The organism is Bacterioplanoides sp., from assembly GCF_965226395.1.
In the GTDB taxonomy this organism is placed as follows: Bacteria; Pseudomonadota; Gammaproteobacteria; order Pseudomonadales; family Oceanobacteraceae; genus Bacterioplanoides.
Map to the genome: position 1 here is coordinate 3,108,787 of NZ_OZ245358.1, position 24,418 is coordinate 3,133,204.

The following is a 24,418-nucleotide window of genomic DNA, read 5'->3' on the forward strand; positions in this document are numbered from 1 at the left end:
TAAGAGCTAAACAAGGCCTTGGTATGAATATCACAAAGCAACGTGGCCATATTTTATCGATCAGCTTTTTTGTCGCTTTATTTGCTTTGCTATCTATCACGGCTTTTTCAATGAATACCGCCTGGTTAGCACAGGAAAAACTGAAGCTGGATCAGGCCATCGAAGCCACCACCTTAGCCATTGGTCTGGCCGGAGATAATTTACAAGACAGTGACCGGCAAAGAATTGCTGATACCTATAAAAATGCTTTTTTTACTGATGAGCAGCGTAATCGGGTCAGTATTCGTGTGACACCTCTGAATAATTCTGGCAGCGAATATCAGGTGGTCGGTGATATTGCCACGGAACTGTTCTTTCAGAGTTCGTTACGCGGTAACTCAGCGCGTATCGAAGTGGATTCTGTTGTCAGTGCGGTTAAAGAGCGAGAGCGCCTTGAAGTGGCAATGGTGTTGGATGTATCCGGTTCCATGTCGTCACGTATTGGGGAATTACGAAGCAGTGCTAAAAACTTTGTCGGTACCTTATTTGATTCGCGGATAGAAGGTGAGCAGGGGGATGAGCAGGTGTATATCAGCCTGGTGCCCTTTGATCATAAAGTGAATATTGGTAATAACCGTGCCGGATGGACCTCAGGAGGGCACTGTGTACATGCTTACCGGTTTGAAAATAATCAGGCAGCACAACATATTCTTGATTTACCCAATGGTGGCAGCACCTTATTTAAGGGAAGCAATGACTGTAATTCGTCGCAGTTATTACCTTTATCCAACGATGAAATAACCATTAATAATCGTTTAGATGCATTGGTGGATTCAGGCTTTACCGAAATTGATAATGGTCTGGCCTGGGCCTGGAGAACACTGGCACCACAATGGCAAGGCCAGTGGCAGGAAGAACCGGATCGGCCATTATCAGAAAAAGTGAAAAAAGTAGTGGTTATATTTACCGATGGTGATGGCTACGCCAATGATACCGTCTTTAATCGCATGTGCCTGGATATGCGCCAGCAAACACCGGCGATCGAAGTATTTACCATTCAGTTTGGATTTGAAAATGCAACGCTGCGTAATTGTGTTATCGATGCACAGCATTATTATCTGGCGAATGATGCGCAAGGGCTGCAACAAGCTTTTGACGATATTGCGAATCGTGTTGGTTTTACCCTGAAATTAAAGCGCAGTTAGAATAGCGCAAACAGGCTGATGGCCTGTTTGCGGAAATGGGTTAAAAGTTCAGGGAGGGCTAAAAATTCATACCAATGGCCAGATAAGCACCGCTGTTACTTTTTAAATCCACTTGCGGCAGGGTAATGGACTCATCAATATTATCGGTGGTTGGGTTATCCAGAGCATCCACTTGCAGGTTGGTTTTTTCATAGCGATAGCCCACTTCCGCAAACCAATCATCTCTGGGGTTCACCATAAAACCGATACGAGCCAGCAGAGCCAGGCTCTGATCATCAAACTCATCGTTTTTATGATCTTCCCAGTACACACCTGCCAGCCCGATTCCACCGCCAATAAAACCACTGATCAGTTTATTACGGTTAGTGGTGATATCGACATTGGCACTCAAACTCCAGATATCGTGCAAGCTGCCTTCCAATTCTCCGTTTGCTGTGTATTCGCTGTCACCGGATGGACGAACGTGGTACTGGACATAGGCGCGGTAGTGATCAAAATACTGGCCTGCGCTAATCGCAAAGCTGGTTTCATTACTATCTTCCGGAATACGCTGCTGTAATGCGGTGCTTTCGGCCAGCTCATTATTACCACCAAAACCATTAGTTTCAGAGCCAAAGTCAACCTGGGTGTCGGCAATAGCAACGGACCAGAAATACGGGTAATTATCGGCATAGGCTGTGGGAGCGGCCGATAAGGTGCCGAGTAACGAAGCATACAGGCAGGCGCGTTTAACAGGCAGGAAGGGTAAGGTAGGCGGGAAAGATAAAGCAGGTTTCATAAATAATCCGACAACTCACTAGGAGAACAGTGTTGAGCGCCGGATTATATATAAATGGTAATTGTTATTAAATGACTTTGAGTCTCAATTAGAATTTAAACTGTGATATTTTCTGGTTGATATCAATCGCCACCTGATCCAGTTCACCACTGGCCTGCTGAATATGAGAGGCCGCTTCGAGAATACCATCGGATAAATCTTTTACGTGGGTTACGTTTTTATCAATTTCAGTGGTCACAGCACTTTGCTCTTCAGCGGCGGTGGCAATATGGGTACTCATTTCCTCCGCCTGATCAATCATCAGCGACACAGCGTCCATTTGTTGCGCGGTTTCTTCTACCGTACGCATGCTGTTATCAGTTTCCTGATAGGAGGATTGCATGGACGTTTGTACCGCACATACCTGAGATTGCAGCGATTGAATTTTATCGCGGATTTCTTCGGTGCTTTGTGCCGTGCGGCTGGCGAGTGTGCGCACTTCATCAGCAACTACCGCAAAGCCCCGACCCTGTTCGCCAGCGCGTGCTGCTTCAATGGCAGCATTAAGCGCCAGTAGGTTAGTTTGTTCAGCAATTTGCTGAATTACATCCAGCACTGCACCAATACTTTCGCTTTCCTGCTCCAGTTGCTGCATATCATTGATGGTGTTGGTCATGGTGCCACTCAACTGATAAATCGTGTCTTTTGCATGACTGGATTTTAGCTGGCTGTCTTTTACTTTTTGTCGGGTATCACGCATGCTTTCGGAAGCTTGCTCTGCATGGCCGGCCACTTCAGACACTGACGCGCTGACTTCTGTGGTGGCGGTGGCGGCGGAGTTCACTTCTTCATTCTGGCGGTGAATTTTGTCTGCTGTCTGGCTGGTGGCTTCATGCAACATGGTCGAATTACGGGTGAGTGTGGTCGCGGTATTTTTCATGCTCTGGAAAAAATCACCCAATTGATTAAACAACTGGTTCAATGCGGTACCCAGTTCAGCAAATTCATCACTGCCAGAGTCCCTGAAGCGAGCATTTAAGTCGTTATTGTTGGCAATATCGCGAATCTTTTTAATAAATAAGTCGATGGGTGCTGTGAGCCGGTTACCAATAAGATAACCCACGGCAATGACCAGAAATACCAGTAAGCATGCCGTGATTACCGAGCTTTGCACCAGCTTTTGTGTCATGTCGGTAACACCGCGATACGCTTCGGCGCTGTCAATTTCACTCAGTAATGCCCAGTGAGTGCCGAGAAAGTTAATGCTGGTAAAGGCTGATAACACTTCAATATTGCGATAATCCTGAAGAGTCAATAAATCAGTTTTTCCAGCCAGTGCCTGATGTGCCGCACGGCTGTCGACAGGTTGTATGCCAATGGCACTGTTGCGCACGTCAATTTCCTGAATAACCGAATCACGTACGCCGGCTGCTGTCAGTGCTTTTAAATAACCCGCTTTATCTTCTACCAAAAAGCGGCTTTGGCTGCGTAAGGTGGTGTCTTTTCCGACTAAATAACTTTCACCGGAGTTACCAAAGCCCATTTTTTGCCATTGCTGGTTGTTGGTCATAATGGCGTTAATTTCATCAATCGGCATTTGATAAATGAGCACACCTGACAGCACTCCTGCGTTATAAACCGGAGTTGCAATAAATGATGCGGCGGCGTTATAAGAAGGAATATAGGGTTTAAAGTCTACGAAAGCAGCCTGGCCTTCGGGCAGAGATAAGGCGCGGTTAAATGCTTCTGCAATGCCGCTGCTGGCATATGGCCCATGCTTTAATGAAGTGGCAAAATCCAACTCTTTAAATACGGAATAAATAACATGGCCGTTATCAGGCTCGACCAGAAAAATATCGTAATAACCAAATTCTTGTAAAAAATGATTTAAATAAGGGTGCAGGTTGCTGTGCCACTGATCGTAGCGAGTTCCGTTTTTGTTACTGATGAGAGAATTTTTTTCGCCCAGTGGGTGGGGGTTATTACCGATGTAGTCGCTTTGCAGGATACGACTATTGGTGTCGAGTTGGTTATAGAGAGATTCTGGTTGAGAAGACTGGTTTTGATTTAATTGTTGGAAGCGGGCATCAAACTGTTGTCGATAGTATTGCTTCAGGCCGTTGGTATTAACCTGCCCCACCTGACTGGGGTATTGATTAAAGGCTTCTGCCATCTGACTACTGGCTTCCTGAATCAGTGGGCTGGTGGCCATGGTCAGTAATTGTGATTCAATCGTGTGTAAATAACGTTCAATACTTTTTCGGGTTAAATCCCGTTTACTGATTAAACTTTGTTCAACCTGATGTCTGGCATTATCACGAGCGGTGCTTTCGGCAATCTGATAACTGATTAAAATGGTAGCTAATACTGCAATGGCGGCTGTTGCGGTTACGGTGGCGATAATCTGGTACTTAACTTTCATCTTCTTTCCCGGTATTCATTCGAACTGGTGTCCATATTCCCGGTTTAAGATTAGAATAGTCCCGGTAGTTTGCGTGGTTTAAACTCAACCACTTGTAAACTTTATAAGTGATAATACCGACAGCATGAGAGGGCTTTTACTATGTCTCGGATTGAGCGCGATTTTTACGCACGCAGCGCAGACGATCAGAATGATTTTTTAACACAAACCTGGTGTAACGCCTGTATGAAGGCGGATCTGGGAATGTCTGAGCCTCAGGAATATGAGCTGGATGACGTGGTTTACATCGAAGGAAAATGCAAGGAGTGTGGCGAGTTGGTGGTCACCGAGATTGCCGATGATACAACCGACGGCGATTGGGATGATGAATAACCCGTCGTGATCTGAACGATATAAAAATGGCAGCCTGCGCTGCCATTTTTTGTTTGTGCTCAAGCCTGTTAACAGGCCCTAGCGCATGGCCTTGGGAATAAAAATTACCCGGGTAAGCGAAGCCATGTCATGCCAGTTGCGCTGACGTTTGTCGAATAACATCCAGACAAAGCCTAAGCCAAAGGTGACCAGTGAGAAAAATCCAATACCAATGCGTAACATACACTGGCTCAGTTGAATCGGACCGTCGTTTTCGTTGATTAAACGAATGCCCCAGGCTTTCATGCCAATGGTTTGCCCGTTTCTGCGGCGCCAGGAATCACTGTAATAAAAAAAGGCAATAATAAACATCAGGGAAAAATTCACGGCGGCGGGCAATGTGCCAGGAAACTGTCCTTGATTGGTCGCTTTGATGGCCGCCACAATCAAAAAACCGGCCATAATATATAAGGCAATCAGAATCAGGCCGTCGTACACCAGCGCTGCCATGCGACGAGACAAAGGAGCGATAGGAAAATGTTTCGCAGACATAAAAAAACCGGGACAAATAGTGTAAGCGGGCATCATAACAAAAGAGCGCGTACAGTTCAGGGGCTGGGTGTTTGATTATGGAAAGACCCGGTTATTTATCAGCCTGGTGGCTTGCCATTCGGCCGAAGACACTGACAGCCGTGATTGCACCGGTTCTGATTGGGCAGTGGCTGGCCTATGCATATGACGCCCAGGCCTTCGACACCACGGTGTCGCTGGTTATTTTTTGTTGCGCCATTTGTTTGCAAATCGGCGTTAATCTGGCAAACGATGTGTTTGATTTTATTCATGGGGTGGATGGTGAGCATCGCCTTGGGCCAGCGCGAGCGGCACAACAGGGCTGGTTAACTCAGCAGCAGTTAATGGTCGCTACCGGGGTTGTACTCGGTGTGGCGGCTTTGCTTGGGATTTTTTTGGTGATCCAGGGTGGCTGGTTGTTTTTAGGGCTGGGTGGGCTGAGTTTATTGGCTGCGCTGGCTTACAGTGCCGGCCCTTTTCCTTTATCGGCTCATGCATTGGGTGAGGTCACGGTCTTTTTATTTTTTGGTTTGTTGGCCGTGTGTGGTGGCTATTACCTTCAGGTTGGTCATCTGTCAGGGATGGCCTGGCAGGCCGGGGTGATGATGGGATTGCTGACCGCAGCCATTATGCTGGTGAATAATCTCAGAGATTACGCTTCTGATCAGCAGGCGGGTAAAAAAACACTGGTGATGATGACTGGAGAGCGCGTTGCCCGGTTTGTGTACAGTGCCATGATGATCGTGCCAACCATCTGGTTACTTCAGCAAACCCAGTTACTGCAGCAAAGCTGGTTGGGTTGGGTTGGAATGCTGTGTGCTGTTGGTTTGAGTGTGGCGGTCTTTCGCTGGCGAGGTGCACAGCTGAATATATTGTTAGCTCGCAGCGCAGCTTTTTGTCTGGTGTATGCGTTATTATTTGTTGCAGGTCATCTTTTATAATTGATAAAGCAGCGACAATGTTTCCACAAAATATTATCAGGCTTTCAGAAATATCATTAGGTAATAGCTGATGTTGAATTTAGCGGATATCCGTAAAGAGTACACTCAGGGTCGATTGGACGAACAAACCTGTGCTGATCACCCATTAATGCAGTTCCATGCCTGGTTTGAGCAATATCGTGAGAGTAACCCGCCTGAACCCACCATTATGACGGTGGCAACGGTGGATGCTTCCGGTTGTCCATGGCAGCGAATTTTATTGCTGAAAGGTTATGACGACGAAGGTTTTATTTTTTTCACCAACTTCGAAAGCAATAAAGGCCAGCATTTAAATGATAATGCCCAGGCCAGTTTGCACTTTTTCTGGATTGAGATGGAACGTCAGATTCAGATTCAGGGAACGGTGGAAAAAATATCCCGTGAAGAGGCGGAGCGCTATTTTCATTCTCGCCCGCGTGAAAGCCAGTTAGGTGCTTGGGCGTCAGCGCAAAGTCGCCCGCTGGACAATCGTCAGCAACTGGAAGATCAGTTTGCTCAGGTGAGCCAACAGTACGAAGGGCAGGAAGTTCCGCTGCCAGATTACTGGGGTGGTTACCGGGTTAAGCCGCAACGTATGGAATTCTGGCAGGGCGGAGCGCATCGCTTGCACGACAGAGTGGAATACCAGCAACACGATGGCCAATGGCAGAAACAGCGGTTAAACCCCTGAATACTCGATTATAACAGGATCCTGTAGCTTAATAGGGTTTGCAGGATCTAGCGTTCGCGGATCAGCGCAAAGGTAAACTCAACCTTGAGTTGATTGCCAGACACTACTTCACGAGCAAACTCCCCGGCCATTTGACTGCGGATAATATACTGATGCAGTCCGATGCTGTCGGGCTGTTGCTGTAAAAGTGATTCCTGAGCTGTTGGTACATCCAGACAAGCCTCAATTCTGGCCTGATTGCCAGACAGCGATAGTGTTAATTCCAGCGACTCACATGCCGGGAACAACGGATCCTGTACCAACATACCTTCTAACAGGAAGCAGATTAGCGGCTCATTTTCTTCCAATATCAGCGACAGTGGCAGTTTCAGAGTTACTTGAGACGCCTGCAGTGGTAGCTGTTGTTCTGCCCATTGGCGGATGCTCTGGCTCAGGTTCAGCATGGTGTGCTGACCATTCAGTACGATATCCAGATATTGCTGAATACGGCCTAGCAGCGCACTGTTACCTTGCTTCATTCCCTCAAGCAATAAGTTGTTAAACGGGTTGTCCAGGCAGCTGCTCTGGTTCTGCTGTTGTCTTTCTAACTGTTGCGACAACTTCTGGATATTAATCTTGGCGCGTTGTTGTTCTTCGTATAACTCTTCGGTGCGCTTGGTGACTTTATTCTCCAGCGATAACGTCAGCTCCTGAGCCTGATGACTGGCGATTTGTTCTTTGGTTTTATCCACCACACAAATCAGGATCTCTGCCGGCAGGTTTTCATCAAACCGGGTGATCTGTACGGTTGCATCCAGCCACTTCTCTTTGCCAGAAAAGTCGATCAGATTCACACAGTTCTGTAACCGGTTCAGGCGGCCATATAAAAGCTGGTTAAAGCGCTCCTTTTGTTCGGCCCTCATATCACCACTGATCAGGTCGCGAATGTGCTCCAGAGGATGTGACAGGCGTTCCAGTTCCGACTGGGTTGAGCCCATCAGTGTGGCAAAATGATGGTTGCAGACAATCCGGTCGTTATGACTGTGGTACTGGCAGAACCCTAAAGCAGCGTTATCAATCGCTAACGCCAGCCGCTCTTTAATATCTTCCAGTTGCGACTGGGCTTTCTGCCGTTCGCGTACGTCCTGCTTGATTTTATTACGCATGGTATTGATCGCGTCGGCGACGGAGTCCAGCTCATCGTGTTCATGCTGATGCAGGTTCAGATCCAGCGGCTGATCCAGCTGGCTCAGTGAATAGGATTCAGCCCAGTCAGACATCACCTTCAGGCGGCGGGTGATTAATAAACGAACAATAAAAAGAACGAAGACCGACACCGAAAAGGTTTTCAGAAACTGGGTGACCAGAATCTCCAGGGTTTTATCCAGCAGTTCCTGATATAAACCGGTGTAATCAATATCAATATAGAGCTCGCCCAGTTCATAATGATTGCCTGCGCTCTGATAAGACAGGGGGAAAGAATGGCGTTCTTCACTGTTTGCCAGCACATTGCCGGCGCTGTGAATCAGGTTGCCCTCGGATTCGATATGGACATATACCACACCGGGAAAGTTCAGGATGCCTTCCAGCTGCGAGTTAATCTGGCGGGTATCAAAGTTCCATAAACTGTAGCTGAGACTCTGCTGATAGCCGGAGCGGATTTGAGTAATACTGTTGCTGTACTCGTTGATCCCCCGGTAATAATCACTGAGTAGAATCGCACCAAAAGCAATCAGCGTGGCCATAAAGCTGAAGCCCAGTAAATACGACAACAACTTAAAGCCAATATGTCGGCGTTTAACTGGTGGGTTTTGCAATGGGCGAGTGGTCAAGTTCACATCCTCGTGAGGTGCCTGTTTTTATAATCGTTTCAGTGTCTCAGGTTATGCCGCTTTAGTTGTTATTATGGACTCATTTTCTTGTATGTGTAAAAAATTGTGCCAAAAGGTAATGCAATGGCAAAAAGGCCGTTTTTTGTTGATCTGACACCATAAAACCTGCGGTTATAAAACAGTGCACTGTTTTTTCTTGATTTGTATCAAAATGGTGCAGCGACATCCAGTTAATCTGGGCACATCTTTTATGACGCACATAATTAAGGAGTGCTTAATGAAACTGTTAAAAACCCTGTTAGCCAGCGCCGTTGCTATCTCTGCTATGCCTGCTCTGTCTTATGAAGCCGGTGACTTTGTTGTTAAGGCAGGTATTGTTAATGTCAATCCAAAAGAAGATAACATTGATAAGAAGGATCTGGCTTCTGATGTTGATGGTCAGGTGAGCGACGATACTCAACTGGGTCTGACTCTGACCTACATGGTAACTCCAAAAATTGGTGTTGAAGTACTGGCGGCGACCCCATTCCGTCATGATGTAACTGTAAACGGTAACAAAATTGCTGAAACCAAGCATCTGCCACCTACCATTTCTGCGCAGTACTACTTGTTGGATCCTGCGTCTAAAATTCAGCCGTATGTTGGCCTGGGTGTAAACCATACGTTCTTCTTTGACGAAGACGGCGCTGCACCACACCTGGAAAAGAGCTGGGGTCTGTCTTACTCTGCTGGTGTGAACTACGATATCAACGAACGTTTCCTGGCTAACGTTGCTGTATGGAAGCTGGATATTGATACCGAAATTAACGGTGGCCCTGCGGACGGTATCGACGTAGAAATCGATCCACTGGTATTTATGGTTGGCGCTGGTATGAAGTTCTGATCTGAACCGATTACAGCCTTCTACATGCGAAAAACCGGCTCAGAAATGAACCGGTTTTTTTATATCTGTAGTTTGAATAGCGTTACGTTCTTACAGTAATGGGGCTGTCAGGCGTAATACTTTATTTAATAAGCGTTGGCCGATACGCGTTTCAATCTTAACCGGCTGGCTGTGTTTGAAATCCTGTTGCAGCATCTGCTCCGTTTGCCTGGCAAAATCCTCACTTTTCACCAGAGCATTAGCTTCAAAATTAATACGCAATGAGCGGTTATCGAAATTGGCACTGCCAATACAACTCCATTGCTGATCAATCAGCATGACTTTCTGGTGCATAAAATCCGCCTGATGCTGATAAAAGTGGATGCCACTTTTTCTCAGTTCATCAACGTAACTCTGCATCGCATGTTGAACAAACCATTTATCCGTCCGTTGTGGGATGATGACGCGCACATCCAGCCCTCGTGCGGCGGCCAGACGTAAAGCCGCTGTGGTTGCCACATCCGGAATAAAATACGGCGTAGCGATCCAGATACGTTGCTGTGCCTGATGGATCAGGTGAGTAAATGACAAACTGGCACTTTCGCGGACATCTGCAGGCCCGCTGTTAATACACATCACCTGAGTGTCTCTCTGAGCATCGAGCTGAGTGTTGGCTTGAGGCTGCCATTGTAGCTGGGGTAAGTACTGTGTAGCCCAGTACCAGTCTTCACAGAAAGACAGCTGAAAGGGGAGTGCTGCCGGACCGGATACCCGTAAATGAGTATCGCGCCAGCCCGCTTGCTGATATTCATCGCCCAGATTTAAACCTCCGACAAAGGCCTGCTCGCCATCTACCAGTAATAACTTGCGGTGATTGCGGAAGTTAATCTGCAAGCGATGACGAAACTGCCAGGAGTTAAAGCGACTGACTCTGACACCACCCTGCTTTAATCGCTGAATAAAGCGTTGACCCAGCTGGTGGCTGCCAATTTCATCGTATAAAAAATACACCCGGATGCCGCTCTGAGCGCGTTCAATTAATAAATCGGCCATGGCCTGACCGGTAGCGTCATCGCGCACAATGTAAAACTGCACGCAAACCGAGTGGCGGGCGGCGGCAATTGCCCGATGCATTTGGGTAAAGGTGTGCTTGCCATTGATCAGCAATTCGCAGTGATTGCTGTGTGTCATGGGCAGGCGAAAAAAATGATAGAGCGGACGTGTCACCGCATCTGCATTCACCGAAAAAGGTTGTAAGCTGTGGCGAATCTGTTGCCCGAGTGCATTCAGTTTTTCATCGCCGTGGCGGCGGGCCAAGCGGTAGCCATGAAACTTGCGGGTACCAAATAAGGCATACAGAGGAATGCCAATGAATGGCATAAAAATCAGTGTCAGCGTCCAGGCGATGGTGCCCTGAGCGGTTCGCCCTTGCCAAATAGCGTCAGCGGCGAATACAACACCGGAAAGATAAAAAAGCAGAAGCGCAACAGACAGCCAGTCCAGCGTCATCATCACAGTTACCCGAATGTCATTTAGGTAGCTGTGATGATAGCAGAGTGGGTTTGCAGGCCAATCAGCTACAGGCCAACCAGGCGCATAAATTCGCTGCGGGTGGCCTGGTTTTCGCGGAAGACGCCTTGCATCACGGAGGTACGCATCATGGAATTCTGCTTCTGCACACCACGCATCATCATGCACATGTGTTTGGCTTCAATGATCACGCCCACACCGCGACAACCGGTGACTTCGGTTACAGCGTCGGCAATCTGCTTGGTCATGTTTTCCTGAATCTGAAAGCGACGGCCAAACACATCAACAATACGTGCGAACTTCGACAGGCCTAATACTTTGCCGTTGGGCAGATAGCCAATATGGCACTTACCTAAAAACGGCAGCATGTGGTGCTCACACATGGAATAAAATTCGATGCCTTCAACCACCACCATTTCGTCGTTATCACTGCTGAATACGGCACCGTTGACCACTTCTTCAAGGCTGGTGGTATAACCGCTGGTCAGAAACTGCATGGCTTTAGCGGCGCGCTTCGGAGTATCGAGAAGACCTTCGCGTTCGACGTCTTCTCCCAGTTCGGCCAGTATCTGCTTGTAGTGTTGGTCAATGTTTGACATGACGATTCCGTATACTTGTACTTGGTTTTGAGTAATAAAGCCTGAGCATTTTACTCAATTAATTTAAACTTATACAAGGATCTGTTTTTGTATAAGTATTTAGCATTTTGTTTCGTTCTGACGATTGGCTGTATGCAACGCCAGTTGGGTTGCTTCGGTTAATTCGCCCAGTTCCAGTAAAAAGCGTTGAGCCGCGGGCTGAGACAGATTAGCGGAAGTCCAGTGCAGGCTGAGTTCACCATCCCGACCAGAATGTGCCTCTGGGCTGTGTTCCTCGGACTCGTTTTTCTGCAGCTTTCTACTTTGATGTAAAAGGGAAGCAACCCGCCGGGCAATGGCTTCACCGGAATCAATCCAGTGAATGTCTGGCCATAGCTGTTGTAATTGTGGCTTCAGCAATGGGAAATGGGTGCAGCCCAATACCACATGAGTCATCTCCGGACAGCGTTCAAACCAGGGCTGCAGGTGTGCTTGCAGCTGAGGCACTGGTTGACCGCTGGCAAGGTAGTCTTCCGCCCATTGCACCAGCTCACTGCTGCCTAAGCGATCCACCTTGCAGTGTTCGGCAAAATCCTGAATCAGGTCATTAATGTACAGGCGCTCAACGGTTGCCGGAGTGGCCAGCAAGCCAATATGCCCCCGCTTTGCCAGTTGTGCAGCCGGTTTAATCGCCGGAACCACACCCACAACCGGAATGTCCAAGGTCTGACGCAATGCTGGCAGCGCCAGGGTGCTGGCGGTATTACAGGCAATCACCAAAATATCTGGAGAGCACTGCTGAACGGCGCTGAAACATACCTGCTGCACACGCTGTGTCAGGACATCATCCGATTTGGTGCCGTAGGGGAAGGCCGCATCATCCATCACATAACGCAGATTAAGGTGTGGCGAATGCAGGCGTACTTGTTGCAGTACGCTCAGGCCACCCACGCCAGAGTCAAAAAACAATACCGATTGCGTCATGAAATTAATGGATGTGTGAATGAATCGATGGTTGAAAAGCGCGGCAGTCTAGCAAAGAAAGATAAAATTATCCGCTAATTTCATGGTTTGGCAGGTGAAATCAGAACAAGTATCTATACTGTTATTATCAATCAATGGAGCTGTACCTGAGTGGAAATGACGGAACTGCTTGAAAACGCACGGCGCAACGAGGCGCTGCTACGGCGCCTTCAGGCATTTGAATTACAACTGTTGTCTTGCCAGACCTGGCTGGACTTCCTGACCCTGCTGCTTGATGGCTTACCCAGTCAATTTGACCTGGATGCAGCCACATTGAAAGTCTGTGACCCGGATGGCGACCTGAAAGCAGCCATGTTGCAGTCGCTGGATATCGAGCAGGGTGTGCTGCTGAATCAGCTCGAATTTCAGGGCCGTATTCCCCGTATTGAAGCTCAAGCGGTAACACCGCCACCTCCCTGGAAAAGTGGCCTGGCACTGCCGCTGGTGCGCAATGATGTGTATTTAGGCCAGTTGCGTTTGTATTCCGCCACCCCAGAGCGTTTTCAACAAGGCATGGCAACGGACTTTATGCAGCACCTGGCTGCGGTAACCGCCGCTTGTCTGGTGATGGTGAAGCAATCCGAAGAGCAGGCCCGATTGGCATTAACGGATCCATTAACTGGTGCGGAAAACCGTCGTGGTTTTGAGCGCGCCTATGATCGTGAATGGTCGCGCGGCCAGCGTCAGTATCATGTGTTTGCCATGATCTTGCTGGATATTGATCATTTTAAAAAAGTGAATGATGTACATGGTCATGGCACCGGAGATCGGGTACTGAAACAGCTGTGTAAAACCATGAAAGGCGTGATGCGCCCGACGGATCATATCGGTCGTTTGGGTGGTGAAGAATTTGCACTGATTTTACCGGGCTGCCAGCCCGATCAACTGTCTAAAGTGGTGGAGCGGGTGCAGCATGCCATTCGCCATATGCAGGTGCGCAATGATCAGGGAGATGTCGTACCACTGACGGCTTCCGGCAGCTATATTTCCATCACCCCCAGACCACATCAGGAACTGAAACTGGCGCAAGTGCTGGACTTTCTCGATACCTACCTTTATCAAGCCAAAAAACAAGGACGAAACCGCTTTTTAAGTGTTGAGCAATAGTGGTTCTGCGCGTCGAATACTGACGTGTATCAAGGCCATTTTTGATTGATGTATTAATGTAAGCTCATCAACGAAAAAAGGAGGGAGTATGTCTGAAATCATCGAACATCCGCCGTTAGCTGTGCCTGAGCTAGTCGTGCCGGATACGGAAATCGAAAAAACACCACACCTGCCTTATGGTGCGCGTATTTCCCGTGCTCAGTACGAAAAGGAAAAAAAGCAGCTACAAATCGAACTGCTGAAAATGCAGGGCTGGGTTAAAGAAACCGGCCAGAAAATTGTGATCTTATTTGAAGGTCGTGATGCTGCCGGTAAAGGGGGGGCCATTAAGCGTTTTATGGAGCACCTGAATCCTCGGGGCGCACGGGTTGTGGCGCTGGAAAAACCCAGCGATATTGAAAAAACCCAATGGTATTTCCAACGTTATATTCAGCATTTACCAGCCGAAGGTGAAATCGTGCTGCTTGACCGTTCCTGGTACAACCGAGCCGGTGTCGAGCGCGTGATGGGCTTCTGTAAAAACTCGGAATATCTGGAGTTTATGCGCGAAGTGCCAGAACTGGAACGCATGTTTGTGCGCTCGGGCGTTCACCTGTTTAAATTCTGGTTCTCGGTTAGTCGCCATGAGCAGCTGCGCCGCTTCCAGAAGCGCCAGGTTGATCCGCTGAAACAATGGAAACTGAGCCCAATCGACCTGGCATCGCTGGATAAGTGGGAAGATTACACCGAAGCCAAAGAAGCTATGTTCTATTACTCCAACCATATGGATGCTCCATGGACTGTGGTTCGTTCCGACGACAAAAAACGAGCGCGTTTGAACACCATGCGCGAAGTGTTAAATCGTCTGGATTACACCAACAAATCACAGGAATTAGACCTGACGCCAGACCCGCTGATTATTCAGCCTGCGACTCAGGCAATGGATTGTTAAGCGCTCGCTAAAGCTTAAAGGTAGGAGTTAAAGGTTAGGGATTAAAAGGTTAAGAGGTAAGCACTATGCATGATCGTCCACATAAAGCTCACGCTGATCGGATTGTGAAACAGTTTCGTGAAGAGGTGGGTGAAACCATTGCGGCTGAAGTTAACGATCGGGACTTTGACGGTTTGTCGGTGATGATCGAATCCGCTTTGAATACGGCGGTAATGGACGCACTTAATGCCACCGTTGAAGAGATTCAGCAGCTGGCAGATCACACCCGCAAGCGCGCAGCCGGAGAGCTGTAACCAACAACGCTTTGTGATAAAGCTCTTATCATAATCAGAGGCACTTCGGTGCCTCTTTTTGTTGCTGTTGGTTTCGTTATTGCTAGTTTTGTTGCTGCTGGCCTGCGGTGATAAACTTCCGCTTTTGACTTCGACTGAATCACAGGAAAGATCACGTCTTATGCGCTTAAAAGCGATCAAACTGGCAGGCTTTAAGTCCTTTGTTGACCCTACCACGGTACCCTTTAATACCAATATGACGGGCATTGTTGGGCCGAACGGTTGTGGTAAGTCCAACACCATTGACGCGGTGCGCTGGGTGATGGGTGAAAGCTCAGCCAAGTACCTGCGCGGCGATGCCATGACCGATGTGATCTTTAACGGCTCTGCTGAGCGTAAGCCGGTAGGTAAAGCCAGTGTTGATCTGATCTTTGATAACTCCGATGGCACCTTGCGCGGAGAGTACGCGGCTTACAGTGAAATCAGTCTGCGCCGTCAGGTGACCCGTGATGGACAATCCAGTTATTACCTCAATGGCACCAAGTGCCGCAAAAAAGACATTACCGATATTTTCCTCGGCACCGGTTTAGGCCCGCGTTCTTATGCCATTATCGAGCAGGGCATGATCTCGCGTTTGATTGAAGCCAAGCCTGAAGAGCTGCGGGTGTATGTGGAAGAAGCGGCGGGTATTTCCAAGTACAAAGAGCGCCGCCGTGAAACCGAAAACCGCATGCGCCGTACCAACGAAAATCTGGAGCGCTTGCAGGATATTCGTGAAGAACTGGAGCGTCAGTTATCACACCTGAAACGTCAGGCCGATGCGGCTGAGAAGTACAAAGAATATAAGGCTCAGGAGCGCGAGAAAAAAGCTCAGCTACAGGCGCTTAAATGGCAGATTCTGGATAACGATTACCGCCAGCGTGAGCAGCAGATTGCCCAGTATCAGGTGCAGTTTGAAGCTCATACCGCCGAGCAGCGTTCAGCCGATGCTGATATCGAAGCCTTACGCTTAGAGCACACCGATAAAAGTGATGAATTTGCCACGGCACAGGCAAAGTTCTACGAAATTGGCTCTCAGATTGCCCGTCAGGAGCAGAAGGTTGAACATCAGGCGCAAATGGCGTTACAGCTCGACCAGGAAATGGCCGAAGTTGAAAAATCCATTCTCGATACCCAACGTTCGTTAGAAGACGACCAGCTGCAACTGGAAGGCATTGTTGAAGAAAAGCTGATGCTCGAACCTGAGCTGGAAATGTTGCTGGCTGGTGAAGAAGAGTCGGCAGAAGCATTAGCCGTGGCGGAAGAAAAACAACAGGGCTGGCAGGAGCAATGGGAACAGTTTACCCAACGAGCCTCTGAGCCAACCCGCCAGGCCGAAGTCGCACAAACGCGCATGCAAAATATTGAGCAGCAACTGTCCCGTTTGCAACAACAGATTGGCCGCTTACAGGATGAAAAACGTGAACTGGCGGAAAACCCGGAATTAGAAGAAATTCAGCTGCTGCAAGAAGAAGTTTCAGAGCAGGAAATGGCCTCCGAAGGTTTGCAGGAGCGGGTTGATGAGTTACAGCAGCAGGTTCAACAAAATCGTGAGCAGCTCGATGCCCGTCGCCGTCAGTTAGAAGATGGCAAAAATCAGCTGCAGCATTTTATTAATCGTAAAGCCACGCTCGATGCTCTGCAGAAAGCCGCTCTGGGTGAAGGTTCTGAAGCGGTCAGTCATTGGCTGGAAAGCCATCAACTGGCTCGCAAACCACGACTGGCAGAGCGACTGCATGTGGATGAAGGTTGGGAACGCGCGGTCGAAACCGTGTTGGGCGATTACTTACAAGCGGTGGTGATTGATGACCTCGATCCAACGCAGCATTGGCTGGGTAATTTAAAAGAAGGCCAGTTAGCCCTCTGGCAGCATGCCATTGAACAGGGGCAACACGCTGTTGAGCCAAATTCCCTGTTAAGCAAAGTGCGCAGTGAACAGGATGTGTCTGGTTTTCTGGCCCGGGTAAAAACCGCTAATGATTTACCCCAGGCGCTGGCCATGCGTTCTCAACTGAGTGGCGATGAGTCGGTCATCACTCCAGAAGGCATCTGGCTGGGTAAGCAATGGCTGCGGGTTGCAAAAACCGCCGACGGTGAAGGCGGTGTGCTGGCGCGCCAACAAGAGCTGGAAACCTTAGAAGAACAAATTGAAGAGCTGGATATTCAGGTCGAAGAGTGGGAAGTGGACCTGGAAGCCGATCAACTGAAACTGCGCAGTACCGAGCAGCAGCGCGAAGTGGCGCAGCGGGAATTACAGCAGGCCAGCCAGCAGTTAATTCACCTGAAGTCACAATTATCCGGTAAGCAGGCCCGTGCTGAGCAGTTTGCGTTACGCAGTGACAAGCTGGATCAGGATATTGCTGAAACCCGCGAATCTCAGGAACTGGAGCGCGAAAGCCTGGAAGAAGTGCGCTTGCAATGGCAGGACGCCATGTCGGCCATTGATGAAGACAGTGGTCAGCGTGAACGGTTACTGGCAGAAAAAACACAGGTGCAACTGGCGTTGGATCAGGCGCGTATGGCTGCCGGGCAAAACAAAGATCGCAGCCATCAATTGCAATTGCAGGTTCAGGGCTTATCCAGCAAAGAGCAGGGGCTGAATCAGGCGATTGAACGACTGGCAACACAAATGCAGCGTTTACGCGAACGCCGTGATCAGGTTGCCGCCAATCAGCAGCGTGACCACTCTCTCGATTTAGAAGAGTTAAAAGCCCAGCTGGAAGAGTTATTGGAGCAGAAGCTCAGTGCTGAGCAAGTGATGCAGGCGGCACGTCATGCGCTGGAAAGTGTTGATGCTCAGTTACGCCAGCTGGAACAGAAACGTGCGGATGCTGAGAAAAAAGCGCTGGAAGTCCGTAACGAACTGGAAAAAGTACGGATGGAATGTCAGGCGCTGGATATTCGTCGTCAGGCGTTGGTGGAACAGCTTCAGGAAGCCAAGCTCAGTCTGGAGCAGGTGCTGGAAACCATGCCGGAAGAAGCTGATCCGGATATATGGCAACAAGAGCTGCAAAAACTGGCGGAGCGCATTCAGCGTTTGGGTGCTATTAACCTGGCCGCCATTGAAGAATACAAAACTCAGTCAGAACGCAAAGTGTATCTGGATGCACAGCATGCGGATCTGGAGAAGGCGCTGTCGACCTTAGAAGGTGCGATTCACAAAATCGACCGTGAAACCCGTACTCGCTTTAAAGAAACCTTCGACAAGATGAACGCCGGGCTGGCTGAGTTGTTCCCGAAAGTCTTTGGTGGTGGTCATGCCTCTCTGGAACTGACCGGCGATGACTTGCTCGATACCGGGGTTGCGATTATGGCGCGACCACCGGGTAAGAAAAACAGCACCATTCATTTGCTCTCTGGTGGTGAAAAAGCGTTAACCGCGATTGCGCTGGTCTTCTCGATCTTCCAGTTGAACCCGGCTCCGTTCTGTATGCTGGATGAAGTGGATGCACCACTGGATGACGCCAACGTTGGTCGTTATGCACGTCTGGTTAAGGCAATGTCGGAGAAGGTGCAATTCATCTATATCACCCACAATAAGATTGCGATGGAAAAAGCATCGCAGTTAATGGGGGTTACCATGCATGAGCCAGGTGTCTCCCGATTGGTGTCTGTTGATGTCGAAGAAGCGGCGGAAATGATTGACCAATAATTGACGCGTCAGCCGATTGACATAAAAACTGTAAAATTCGCTAAGAAAAGTAGCAGAATCTCCTGCTGGGGTCTGTCATCGTTTGAAGGCTTATGACACACTTATTCGTTAATCTGGCCTGTTAGAAAATCGGAGTTTGCGGGTCGGGTTGAGTCAACGAATATTTGAGTTATAAGAAGAGTTTAGAGGCAATTATGGAATGGAGCTGGCGCACCGTTATGATCCTGTTGGGATTGGTGGTGATGATCGCAATCCTGGTTGATGGTTTCCGTCGTATGCGACGCGCTCGGGCGGAAGCGTTGAAATTGGATGTCTCACATGATTTTAAGTTCCCGGAGGAAGGGTATAACCCAGAACTTCCGGGCGAAGTAAGGGTGGTTGGTGAGGTTGATGAAGAACCTCTGGTTAATCCGCAACCATCCGTCAGTGCCCTTGATCGCGATACTACGGCGGATATCGAACTTCCTGCTTTTTCTGCTCTTGATGATGAGCCTGTCTTTCATACCAATACTGCAGATGCCAGTACTGTAGACACGGGTGCCGCAAATATTGATGCAGTTGATCCTATTGATGAATTTGCGGAGAAAGAAGAGCCTGTTTCTGAAGAAAGTGCTGTCGAAATTACAATTGCTGAAAACTCTGTTAACAAAAGTGCAGTCACTGAAGCTCTGACCGAAGACCCAGCTCCGGTTAATCTGGATGAGCAGGTACCAGTGCTGTTGGATGTTGAAGAGTTGGGCGAAGAAACAACTGTGCTTATTGAAAGCCCGGTTGCCGATTCCATCGCGGATAAATCGCAAGCCGTGCAATCAGAATTGGCCTTCAACGATAGCACCACTGCGGATGATCGGACTGCTTCTGATTTTGAACCTGTTGCTGAAGCTGCCGAGTCGACCACCGAATTAGCTGATGCCACGACCTTCATTGAAACGACAGAGCCGCATGATGAGCGAATGGATCAGGCTCAGGAAAGCATTGTGACGTCGATGCCAGAGCCCCTGGCTGAAACGGTGCAGATTATTACTCAGCCGGTTAATTTCTCCGGCAGTAATGCAGAAATTCTGGCACATCGCCCGCCAGCTGAAGTGGTGCTGGTGATTCATGCGATTGCTCGCTCACCGGAAGGCTTTAAAGGCAGCGATTTAATTTATCTGTTTAATTCCTGTGACTTACGCTACGGCGAGAAAAATATTTTCCATCGTTTTGAAGAAAAGGATGGTGAAGGCTGTATTCAGTTCTCTGTTTCTCAGAGTCATGAGCCTGGCACCTTTGAGCCTACTAAAATGGCCGATCAGAATTACCGTGGTTTAAGCTTCTTTATGAGTTTGCCGGGGGCTAGCCGTCCGCTGGAAGCCTATGAAGCCATGTACGAAATGGCCATGGTGGTATCCCGAAACTTAAAAGCTGATGTGCTGGATGAAAGTGAAAGCGCATTAACACCACAAACGGTTGAAGCCAACCGTGAAGAAATCATGACCTTTGAGCGTCATCAGCATTTACTGATGAAGAAGCAAGGTACTCGTTGATTGAGATAATCAAATAACAGCTCAAATCCGTGCTGTTTTTTGCCGCCGCGCCGAAGGGCCATCCCTGGCCCTGCCGCGCGGTCGCAACATCCTGTTGCTGCTTTCAAAAACAACACGGATTCAGCTGTACAAAACAATTCATAAGAAGTCATGGCCCAATGCCACTATGAACCAGCAAGATGATCTTTTTTCCGCCGCAGACTCTGCGGCGGTTTCCGTTTCAGAACAAAGCAAAACCGCACAACGTGCTGAGGTTCTGCGTAATCAGCTGAACGACTATAACCACCAATATTATGTTCTCGATAATCCGACCGTACCGGACGCGGAGTATGATCGCCTGTTGCGTGAATTGCAGGATATTGAGCGTGAACATCCTGAGTTAAAAACCCCGGATTCTCCGACCCAGAAAGTCGGTGCCATGCCACTGTCGGCGTTTGAGCAGGTTGAGCATGAAATGGCAATGTTGTCGCTGGATAACGCCATGAATGCCGAGGAGTTTGCTGACTTCTATGCGCGGGTGCAAAAACAGCTGGATACATCCGACGATATTGAATTTGCCTGTGAGCCTAAGCTGGATGGCGCCGCAGTGAGTATTCTTTATGAGAATGGCGTTCTGGTGCGTGCGGCAACCCGTGGTGATGGTCAAACCGGTGAAAATATTACTCAGAATGTGCGTACTATTAAAAACGTGCCACTTAAGCTGGCCGGTGATTTTCCACAACGAGTGGAAGTCCGTGGTGAAGTGTATATGCCGCTGGACGGTTTTGATGCCTACAACGCCAAAGCGCTGGCCGCTGAGGAAAAAGTATTTGCTAATCCGCGTAATGCAGCAGCAGGTTCTTTACGCCAGCTGGATTCCAAAGTCACCGCCAAGCGTCCGCTGGAATTCTGCTCTTACGGTATTGGTGTGGTTAGTGATGATTTTGATATGCCAGAAAGCCTGAGTGGTATTTTCCAACGGGTGAAAAGCTGGGGCATTAAAATTAATGACGAGTTAACCGTCGCTAAAAACCTGATCGAAGCTCAGGCGTTTTTTGATGGTTTGGGGGAAAAGCGCCATTCTTTGCCGTATGAAATTGATGGCACCGTTTTTAAGGTGAATAACCTGGCGCTACAACAGCAATTAGGTTTTGTCGCTCGTGCTCCACGCTGGGCGATTGCTTATAAATTCCCGGCGGTTGAAGAAATGACGGTGCTGGAGAATGTCGATTTCCAGGTAGGGCGTACCGGAGCTATTACCCCGGTTGCACGCTTAAATCCGGTAAAAGTTGCCGGTGTTGTGGTCAGTAATGCCACCTTGCACAATGCTGATGAAATCGCTCGGCTGGACGTGAAAATTGGCGATACCGTGATCATCCGTCGCGCTGGTGATGTGATCCCTCAAGTGGTTTCAGTGGTGGCTGATCGCCGCCCGGATAATGCCTCTGATATTGTTTTTCCCGATAGTTGTCCGGTATGTGACTCGGATGTGGAACGTGTCGAAGGCGAAGCGGTTGCCCGTTGTACTGGTGGCCTGGTGTGCTCAGCACAACGTAAAGAAGCGATTAAACATTTTGTCTCACGTAAAGCGCTGGATGTTGAAGGGCTGGGTGATAAATTAATTGATCAACTGGTGGAGCAGGATTTAATTCACTCCGTGGATGACTTATTCCATTTAACGCTGGAGCAATTAGCCGCGCTGGAGCGTATGGCGGAAAAATCGGCGCAGAATGTTCTGGATGCATTACAGCAATCGAAGCAAACCACCTTAGGCCGCTTTTTGTACGCTTTAGGTATTCGTGAAGTGGGCACGGTAACGGCGAATAATCTGGCGTCTCACTTTGGTTTTTTACAGCGGATTATGGCTGCGGATAAAGAAACGTTATTAGCCGTTAATGATGTTGGTGACATTGTAGCCTCTCATATCGTGAACTTTTTTGCCGAAGCGCATAATCGCAACATTATTGAACAGCTGAAATTGGCGGGTATTCAATGGCCGGAACAGGAACCCGTGACGGCAGCCGATGATGCGCCACTCAGTGGTAAAGTCGCTGTTATCACCGGAACACTGGCCTCCATGGGACGTGATCAGGCAAAAGAATACCTGGAGCATCTGGGTGTTAAGGTCACGGGTAGCGTGTCGAAAAAGACTGATTTTCTGGTCGCTGGTGAAAAAGCGGGCAGTAAGTTGACTAAAGCCCAAAGTCTCGATGTTGAGGTTCTGGATAACGATGCCTTTATGGCATTATTGGCAGAATATGGTGTCGAGCACGGCTAAAAATGTTTGGAAATCTGCTTATGAATTGGGGTCGAATATTACTGCTGTTGCCGATATTGCTATTGGCTGCCTGCTCCACGCCGCAGCCAAAAAATATCGGCGATGTGTGTGAGATATTCGATGAGTATTACGATTGGTATAACGCCTCAAAAGCGGTCGACGAAAAATACGGTATTCCAATATCAGTAAGCATGGCGTTTATTCATCAGGAGTCGAAATTTATTGATGATAACCGCCCACCACGAGAATGGTTTTTATGGATTATTCCCGGGCCCCGGCCGTCATCGGCGTACGGCTATGCTCAGGCATTGGATGCGACCTGGGCTGAGTATCAGAAAAGCAGTGGCAACTGGGGTGCCGATCGCGATGACTTTGAAGATGCCGTCGATTTTATCGGCTGGTACAACACCCGGACGATCAAGCGCACCGGTATTCAGCCCCATGATGCCTATCGTTTGTATTTGGCTTATCACGATGGCGCGGGTGGTTATTTACGCGGTACCTATAAAAAGAAGCCTTGGCTGATTAACGTTGCCAAAAAAGTAGACCGCCGGGCAAAGCAATATCAGCGTCAGCTGGTTCAATGTCAGGAAGATTTAGAGCGAGGCTGGTTCTGGCGAACCTTATTTGGTGAAGAAACTAAGGTACTAACTGTTCCGCTGGGTTAGATTCATTTCACTGGTTCAGATCAGCTTACCCGGTGAAGCGACTACTTTTGTGCTGATACATTTTTTCATCGGCCAGATGAATCCAGTGCTCCAGTGGAAGATAGATATCGTGTATCGGCAATACACCAAAGCTGACGCCAGTGTGTATTTGTGGGTGGGCTGAGAAATGTTGTTGTAAAGCCTGATCAACGTTATGGCAGTTGTCGTTCAGCGCCGCGAGTTCTTTGCTTTCAGCCAGTAATAAAAATTCATCACCACCAATACGCGCTAATACATCACTGCTGCGAAAATATTGGCGTAGTGCGTCAGCAACACAGGTTAAAGCCTCGTCGCCCTGGTGGTGTCCGAGCTGATCGTTAATTATTTTTAAATCGTTCACATCCATATAAATCAGCACCAGGCTGGCATCATTGCGTTTCGCCAGTTGAATGCGTTGCTGAGCGACGGTTTCAAAACCCCGGCGGTTATAAAGCCGGGTCAGGTCATCGGACATCGCCAGTTCACGGAACTGATCAAAGTGATCTAATAACGATAAATCGGCCTGCACAATATCCCGGAACTGGCGAATTAACTCCAGATAACGGTCATCATAGTTCGTGGTTTTAAAATCCATCACACAAATAGTGCCAAACGGATCACCATTGGGCCAGCGTATCGGTACCCCCAGATAGGAATTAAAACCATCATTACTGACTTCCGGATTGGTTTGCCACTCGTCCTCAAGGGTTGCTCGTTGTACATACAACTCTTCGCCAGTCTGAACAATTTTACGGCAGAATATATTTTCATCCGGAGCAATAACCCCGCCAGCAGCATAAGGATTTTCCGGCTGTTGACTGGCAATCGCGGTCTGGTAACCGTCGCTGGTGTACTGAACAATAAAACCAGCCGGCGCCTGAAATAAGGTTGCCATCAGGTCGACGGTTTTTTGCCATTTGCTGAATGGGATCAGCTCCAGTGGCTGATCCGTTAACCATTTGTTTTTATCAGGCATTACAATTCCTACCAAGCATGGCGCTTCAACAATCGGTCATAACAGGCTACTTCTGAGATTGCTGATGAGAAAGATACTTATACAAATAAGAATAGCAGTGTATAGGCTGAGTATTCGAACCGATAGTCGAAAATCATGCTAAATCCAAGAATAAGAGGCTATAAAACTCTTATATCTTAATGACTAAAACGCCTAATGATGGATTTGTGGCGGTCAGATCCTAATCAATGATTC

At 48.5% G+C, this 24,418-nt stretch carries 20 protein-coding genes; 12 read left to right on the forward strand and 8 right to left on the reverse strand.

The window, feature by feature from the left end; translation table 11 throughout:
• Positions 1 to 23 precede the first annotated feature (23 nt).
• Positions 24 to 1,184: a vWA domain-containing protein gene (locus ACO05E_RS14260; protein WP_419813601.1), complete on the forward strand. Its 1,161-nt coding sequence runs from the start codon at positions 24 to 26 to the stop codon at positions 1,182 to 1,184.
• Positions 1,185 to 1,242: 58 nt separating this feature from the next.
• Here the strand turns inward: ACO05E_RS14260 and ACO05E_RS14265 are convergent, their stop codons facing one another.
• Both ACO05E_RS14265 and ACO05E_RS14270 read right to left on the reverse strand, forming a co-directional pair.
• Positions 1,243 to 1,962 carry a hypothetical protein gene (locus ACO05E_RS14265; protein WP_419813602.1) on the reverse strand — a complete coding sequence of 240 codons (720 nt, stop codon included), beginning with the start codon at positions 1,960 to 1,962 and terminating at the stop codon, positions 1,243 to 1,245.
• A gap of 88 nt (positions 1,963 to 2,050) precedes the next feature.
• The gene (locus ACO05E_RS14270) at positions 2,051 to 4,363 is read right to left on the reverse strand and encodes a methyl-accepting chemotaxis protein (RefSeq protein WP_419813603.1); all 2,313 of its coding nucleotides are present in this window, start codon (positions 4,361 to 4,363) and stop codon (positions 2,051 to 2,053) included.
• 141 nt (positions 4,364 to 4,504) lie between these two features.
• On the opposite strand from ACO05E_RS14270, the gene ACO05E_RS14275 reads away from it, so the two are divergent.
• Positions 4,505 to 4,735, forward strand: a complete 231-nt coding sequence (locus ACO05E_RS14275) for a hypothetical protein (protein WP_419813604.1) — start codon at positions 4,505 to 4,507, stop codon at positions 4,733 to 4,735.
• Between the two features lie 78 nt (positions 4,736 to 4,813).
• Here ACO05E_RS14275 and ACO05E_RS14280 read toward each other — a convergent pair whose 3' ends face one another.
• Positions 4,814 to 5,266 (reverse strand): RDD family protein, encoded by a 453-nt coding sequence (locus ACO05E_RS14280; RefSeq protein ID WP_419813605.1) that lies wholly within the window; start codon positions 5,264 to 5,266, stop codon positions 4,814 to 4,816.
• Positions 5,267 to 5,343: 77 nt separating this feature from the next.
• On the opposite strand from ACO05E_RS14280, the gene menA reads away from it, so the two are divergent.
• Positions 5,344 to 6,225 carry a 1,4-dihydroxy-2-naphthoate octaprenyltransferase gene (gene menA, locus ACO05E_RS14285; RefSeq protein ID WP_419813606.1) on the forward strand — a complete coding sequence of 294 codons (882 nt, stop codon included), beginning with the start codon at positions 5,344 to 5,346 and terminating at the stop codon, positions 6,223 to 6,225.
• A gap of 70 nt (positions 6,226 to 6,295) precedes the next feature.
• A complete protein-coding gene (gene pdxH / locus ACO05E_RS14290; protein ID WP_419813607.1) occupies positions 6,296 to 6,934 on the forward strand; it encodes a pyridoxamine 5'-phosphate oxidase in 639 nt (212 codons plus the stop codon).
• 47 nt (positions 6,935 to 6,981) lie between these two features.
• Here pdxH and ACO05E_RS14295 read toward each other — a convergent pair whose 3' ends face one another.
• Positions 6,982 to 8,745: a hypothetical protein gene (locus ACO05E_RS14295; protein WP_419813608.1), complete on the reverse strand. Its 1,764-nt coding sequence runs from the start codon at positions 8,743 to 8,745 to the stop codon at positions 6,982 to 6,984.
• A 277-nt stretch (positions 8,746 to 9,022) separates the two neighbouring features.
• On the opposite strand from ACO05E_RS14295, the gene ACO05E_RS14300 reads away from it, so the two are divergent.
• Entirely contained in the window at positions 9,023 to 9,628 is a 606-nt protein-coding gene (locus tag ACO05E_RS14300) for an OmpW/AlkL family protein (protein ID WP_419813609.1), read from the forward strand.
• A 90-nt stretch (positions 9,629 to 9,718) separates the two neighbouring features.
• Here the strand turns inward: ACO05E_RS14300 and cls are convergent, their stop codons facing one another.
• The 3 genes from cls to murI form a co-directional block, all read right to left on the reverse strand.
• A complete protein-coding gene (cls, locus tag ACO05E_RS14305; RefSeq protein ID WP_419813610.1) occupies positions 9,719 to 11,119 on the reverse strand; it encodes a cardiolipin synthase in 1,401 nt (466 codons plus the stop codon).
• Between the two features lie 65 nt (positions 11,120 to 11,184).
• Entirely contained in the window at positions 11,185 to 11,736 is a 552-nt protein-coding gene (gene folE, locus ACO05E_RS14310) for a GTP cyclohydrolase I FolE (RefSeq protein ID WP_419813611.1), read from the reverse strand.
• Between the two features lie 99 nt (positions 11,737 to 11,835).
• Positions 11,836 to 12,699, reverse strand: a complete 864-nt coding sequence (gene murI / locus ACO05E_RS14315; protein ID WP_419813612.1) for a glutamate racemase — start codon at positions 12,697 to 12,699, stop codon at positions 11,836 to 11,838.
• A gap of 156 nt (positions 12,700 to 12,855) precedes the next feature.
• Between murI and ACO05E_RS14320 the strand changes: the two genes are divergently transcribed.
• From ACO05E_RS14320 to ACO05E_RS14350, 7 genes are all read left to right on the forward strand, one after another.
• Complete coding sequence (locus ACO05E_RS14320) at positions 12,856 to 13,845, forward strand: GGDEF domain-containing protein (protein WP_419813613.1); 990 nt, start codon at positions 12,856 to 12,858, stop codon at positions 13,843 to 13,845.
• A gap of 88 nt (positions 13,846 to 13,933) precedes the next feature.
• Complete coding sequence (ppk2, locus tag ACO05E_RS14325; RefSeq protein WP_419813614.1) at positions 13,934 to 14,776, forward strand: polyphosphate kinase 2; 843 nt, start codon at positions 13,934 to 13,936, stop codon at positions 14,774 to 14,776.
• A 65-nt stretch (positions 14,777 to 14,841) separates the two neighbouring features.
• Positions 14,842 to 15,069, forward strand: a complete 228-nt coding sequence (locus tag ACO05E_RS14330) for a hypothetical protein (RefSeq protein ID WP_419813615.1) — start codon at positions 14,842 to 14,844, stop codon at positions 15,067 to 15,069.
• Positions 15,070 to 15,229: 160 nt separating this feature from the next.
• A complete protein-coding gene (gene smc / locus ACO05E_RS14335; RefSeq protein WP_421722741.1) occupies positions 15,230 to 18,739 on the forward strand; it encodes a chromosome segregation protein SMC in 3,510 nt (1,169 codons plus the stop codon).
• A gap of 194 nt (positions 18,740 to 18,933) precedes the next feature.
• On the forward strand, positions 18,934 to 20,265 hold the full coding sequence (locus tag ACO05E_RS14340; RefSeq protein WP_421722742.1) for a cell division protein ZipA C-terminal FtsZ-binding domain-containing protein: 1,332 nt from the start codon (positions 18,934 to 18,936) through the stop codon (positions 20,263 to 20,265).
• Positions 20,266 to 20,431: 166 nt separating this feature from the next.
• Positions 20,432 to 22,522 carry an NAD-dependent DNA ligase LigA gene (gene ligA / locus ACO05E_RS14345; RefSeq protein ID WP_421722743.1) on the forward strand — a complete coding sequence of 697 codons (2,091 nt, stop codon included), beginning with the start codon at positions 20,432 to 20,434 and terminating at the stop codon, positions 22,520 to 22,522.
• Positions 22,523 to 22,542: 20 nt separating this feature from the next.
• The gene (locus ACO05E_RS14350) at positions 22,543 to 23,190 is read left to right on the forward strand and encodes a hypothetical protein (RefSeq protein ID WP_421722744.1); all 648 of its coding nucleotides are present in this window, start codon (positions 22,543 to 22,545) and stop codon (positions 23,188 to 23,190) included.
• A gap of 25 nt (positions 23,191 to 23,215) precedes the next feature.
• On the opposite strand, the gene ACO05E_RS14355 is transcribed toward ACO05E_RS14350, so the two are convergent.
• Positions 23,216 to 24,184 carry a diguanylate cyclase domain-containing protein gene (locus ACO05E_RS14355; protein ID WP_419810179.1) on the reverse strand — a complete coding sequence of 323 codons (969 nt, stop codon included), beginning with the start codon at positions 24,182 to 24,184 and terminating at the stop codon, positions 23,216 to 23,218.
• Between the last annotated feature and the right edge of the window lie 234 nt (positions 24,185 to 24,418).

Bases quoted from the DNA above. Each gene is read 5' to 3' on its own strand.
- ACO05E_RS14330 (WP_419813615.1), top strand. From the start codon at position 14,842: ATGCATGATCGTCCACATAAAGCTCACGCTGATCGGATTGTGAAACAG.
- ppk2 (WP_419813614.1), top strand. From the start codon at position 13,934: ATGTCTGAAATCATCGAACATCCGCCGTTAGCTGTGCCTGAGCTAGTC.
- ACO05E_RS14265 (WP_419813602.1), bottom strand. From the start codon at position 1,962: ATGAAACCTGCTTTATCTTTCCCGCCTACCTTACCCTTCCTGCCTGTT.
- ACO05E_RS14355 (WP_419810179.1), bottom strand. From the start codon at position 24,184: ATGCCTGATAAAAACAAATGGTTAACGGATCAGCCACTGGAGCTGATC.
- ACO05E_RS14320 (WP_419813613.1), top strand. From the start codon at position 12,856: ATGACGGAACTGCTTGAAAACGCACGGCGCAACGAGGCGCTGCTACGG.
- ACO05E_RS14260 (WP_419813601.1), top strand. From the start codon at position 24: ATGAATATCACAAAGCAACGTGGCCATATTTTATCGATCAGCTTTTTT.
- smc (WP_421722741.1), top strand. From the start codon at position 15,230: ATGCGCTTAAAAGCGATCAAACTGGCAGGCTTTAAGTCCTTTGTTGAC.
- murI (WP_419813612.1), bottom strand. From the start codon at position 12,699: ATGACGCAATCGGTATTGTTTTTTGACTCTGGCGTGGGTGGCCTGAGC.
- ACO05E_RS14350 (WP_421722744.1), top strand. From the start codon at position 22,543: ATGAATTGGGGTCGAATATTACTGCTGTTGCCGATATTGCTATTGGCT.
- ACO05E_RS14340 (WP_421722742.1), top strand. From the start codon at position 18,934: ATGGAATGGAGCTGGCGCACCGTTATGATCCTGTTGGGATTGGTGGTG.
- ACO05E_RS14280 (WP_419813605.1), bottom strand. From the start codon at position 5,266: ATGTCTGCGAAACATTTTCCTATCGCTCCTTTGTCTCGTCGCATGGCA.
- ligA (WP_421722743.1), top strand. From the start codon at position 20,432: ATGAACCAGCAAGATGATCTTTTTTCCGCCGCAGACTCTGCGGCGGTT.
- ACO05E_RS14275 (WP_419813604.1), top strand. From the start codon at position 4,505: ATGTCTCGGATTGAGCGCGATTTTTACGCACGCAGCGCAGACGATCAG.
- pdxH (WP_419813607.1), top strand. From the start codon at position 6,296: ATGTTGAATTTAGCGGATATCCGTAAAGAGTACACTCAGGGTCGATTG.
- folE (WP_419813611.1), bottom strand. From the start codon at position 11,736: ATGTCAAACATTGACCAACACTACAAGCAGATACTGGCCGAACTGGGA.
- ACO05E_RS14270 (WP_419813603.1), bottom strand. From the start codon at position 4,363: ATGAAAGTTAAGTACCAGATTATCGCCACCGTAACCGCAACAGCCGCC.
- ACO05E_RS14300 (WP_419813609.1), top strand. From the start codon at position 9,023: ATGAAACTGTTAAAAACCCTGTTAGCCAGCGCCGTTGCTATCTCTGCT.
- menA (WP_419813606.1), top strand. From the start codon at position 5,344: ATGGAAAGACCCGGTTATTTATCAGCCTGGTGGCTTGCCATTCGGCCG.
- cls (WP_419813610.1), bottom strand. From the start codon at position 11,119: ATGATGACGCTGGACTGGCTGTCTGTTGCGCTTCTGCTTTTTTATCTT.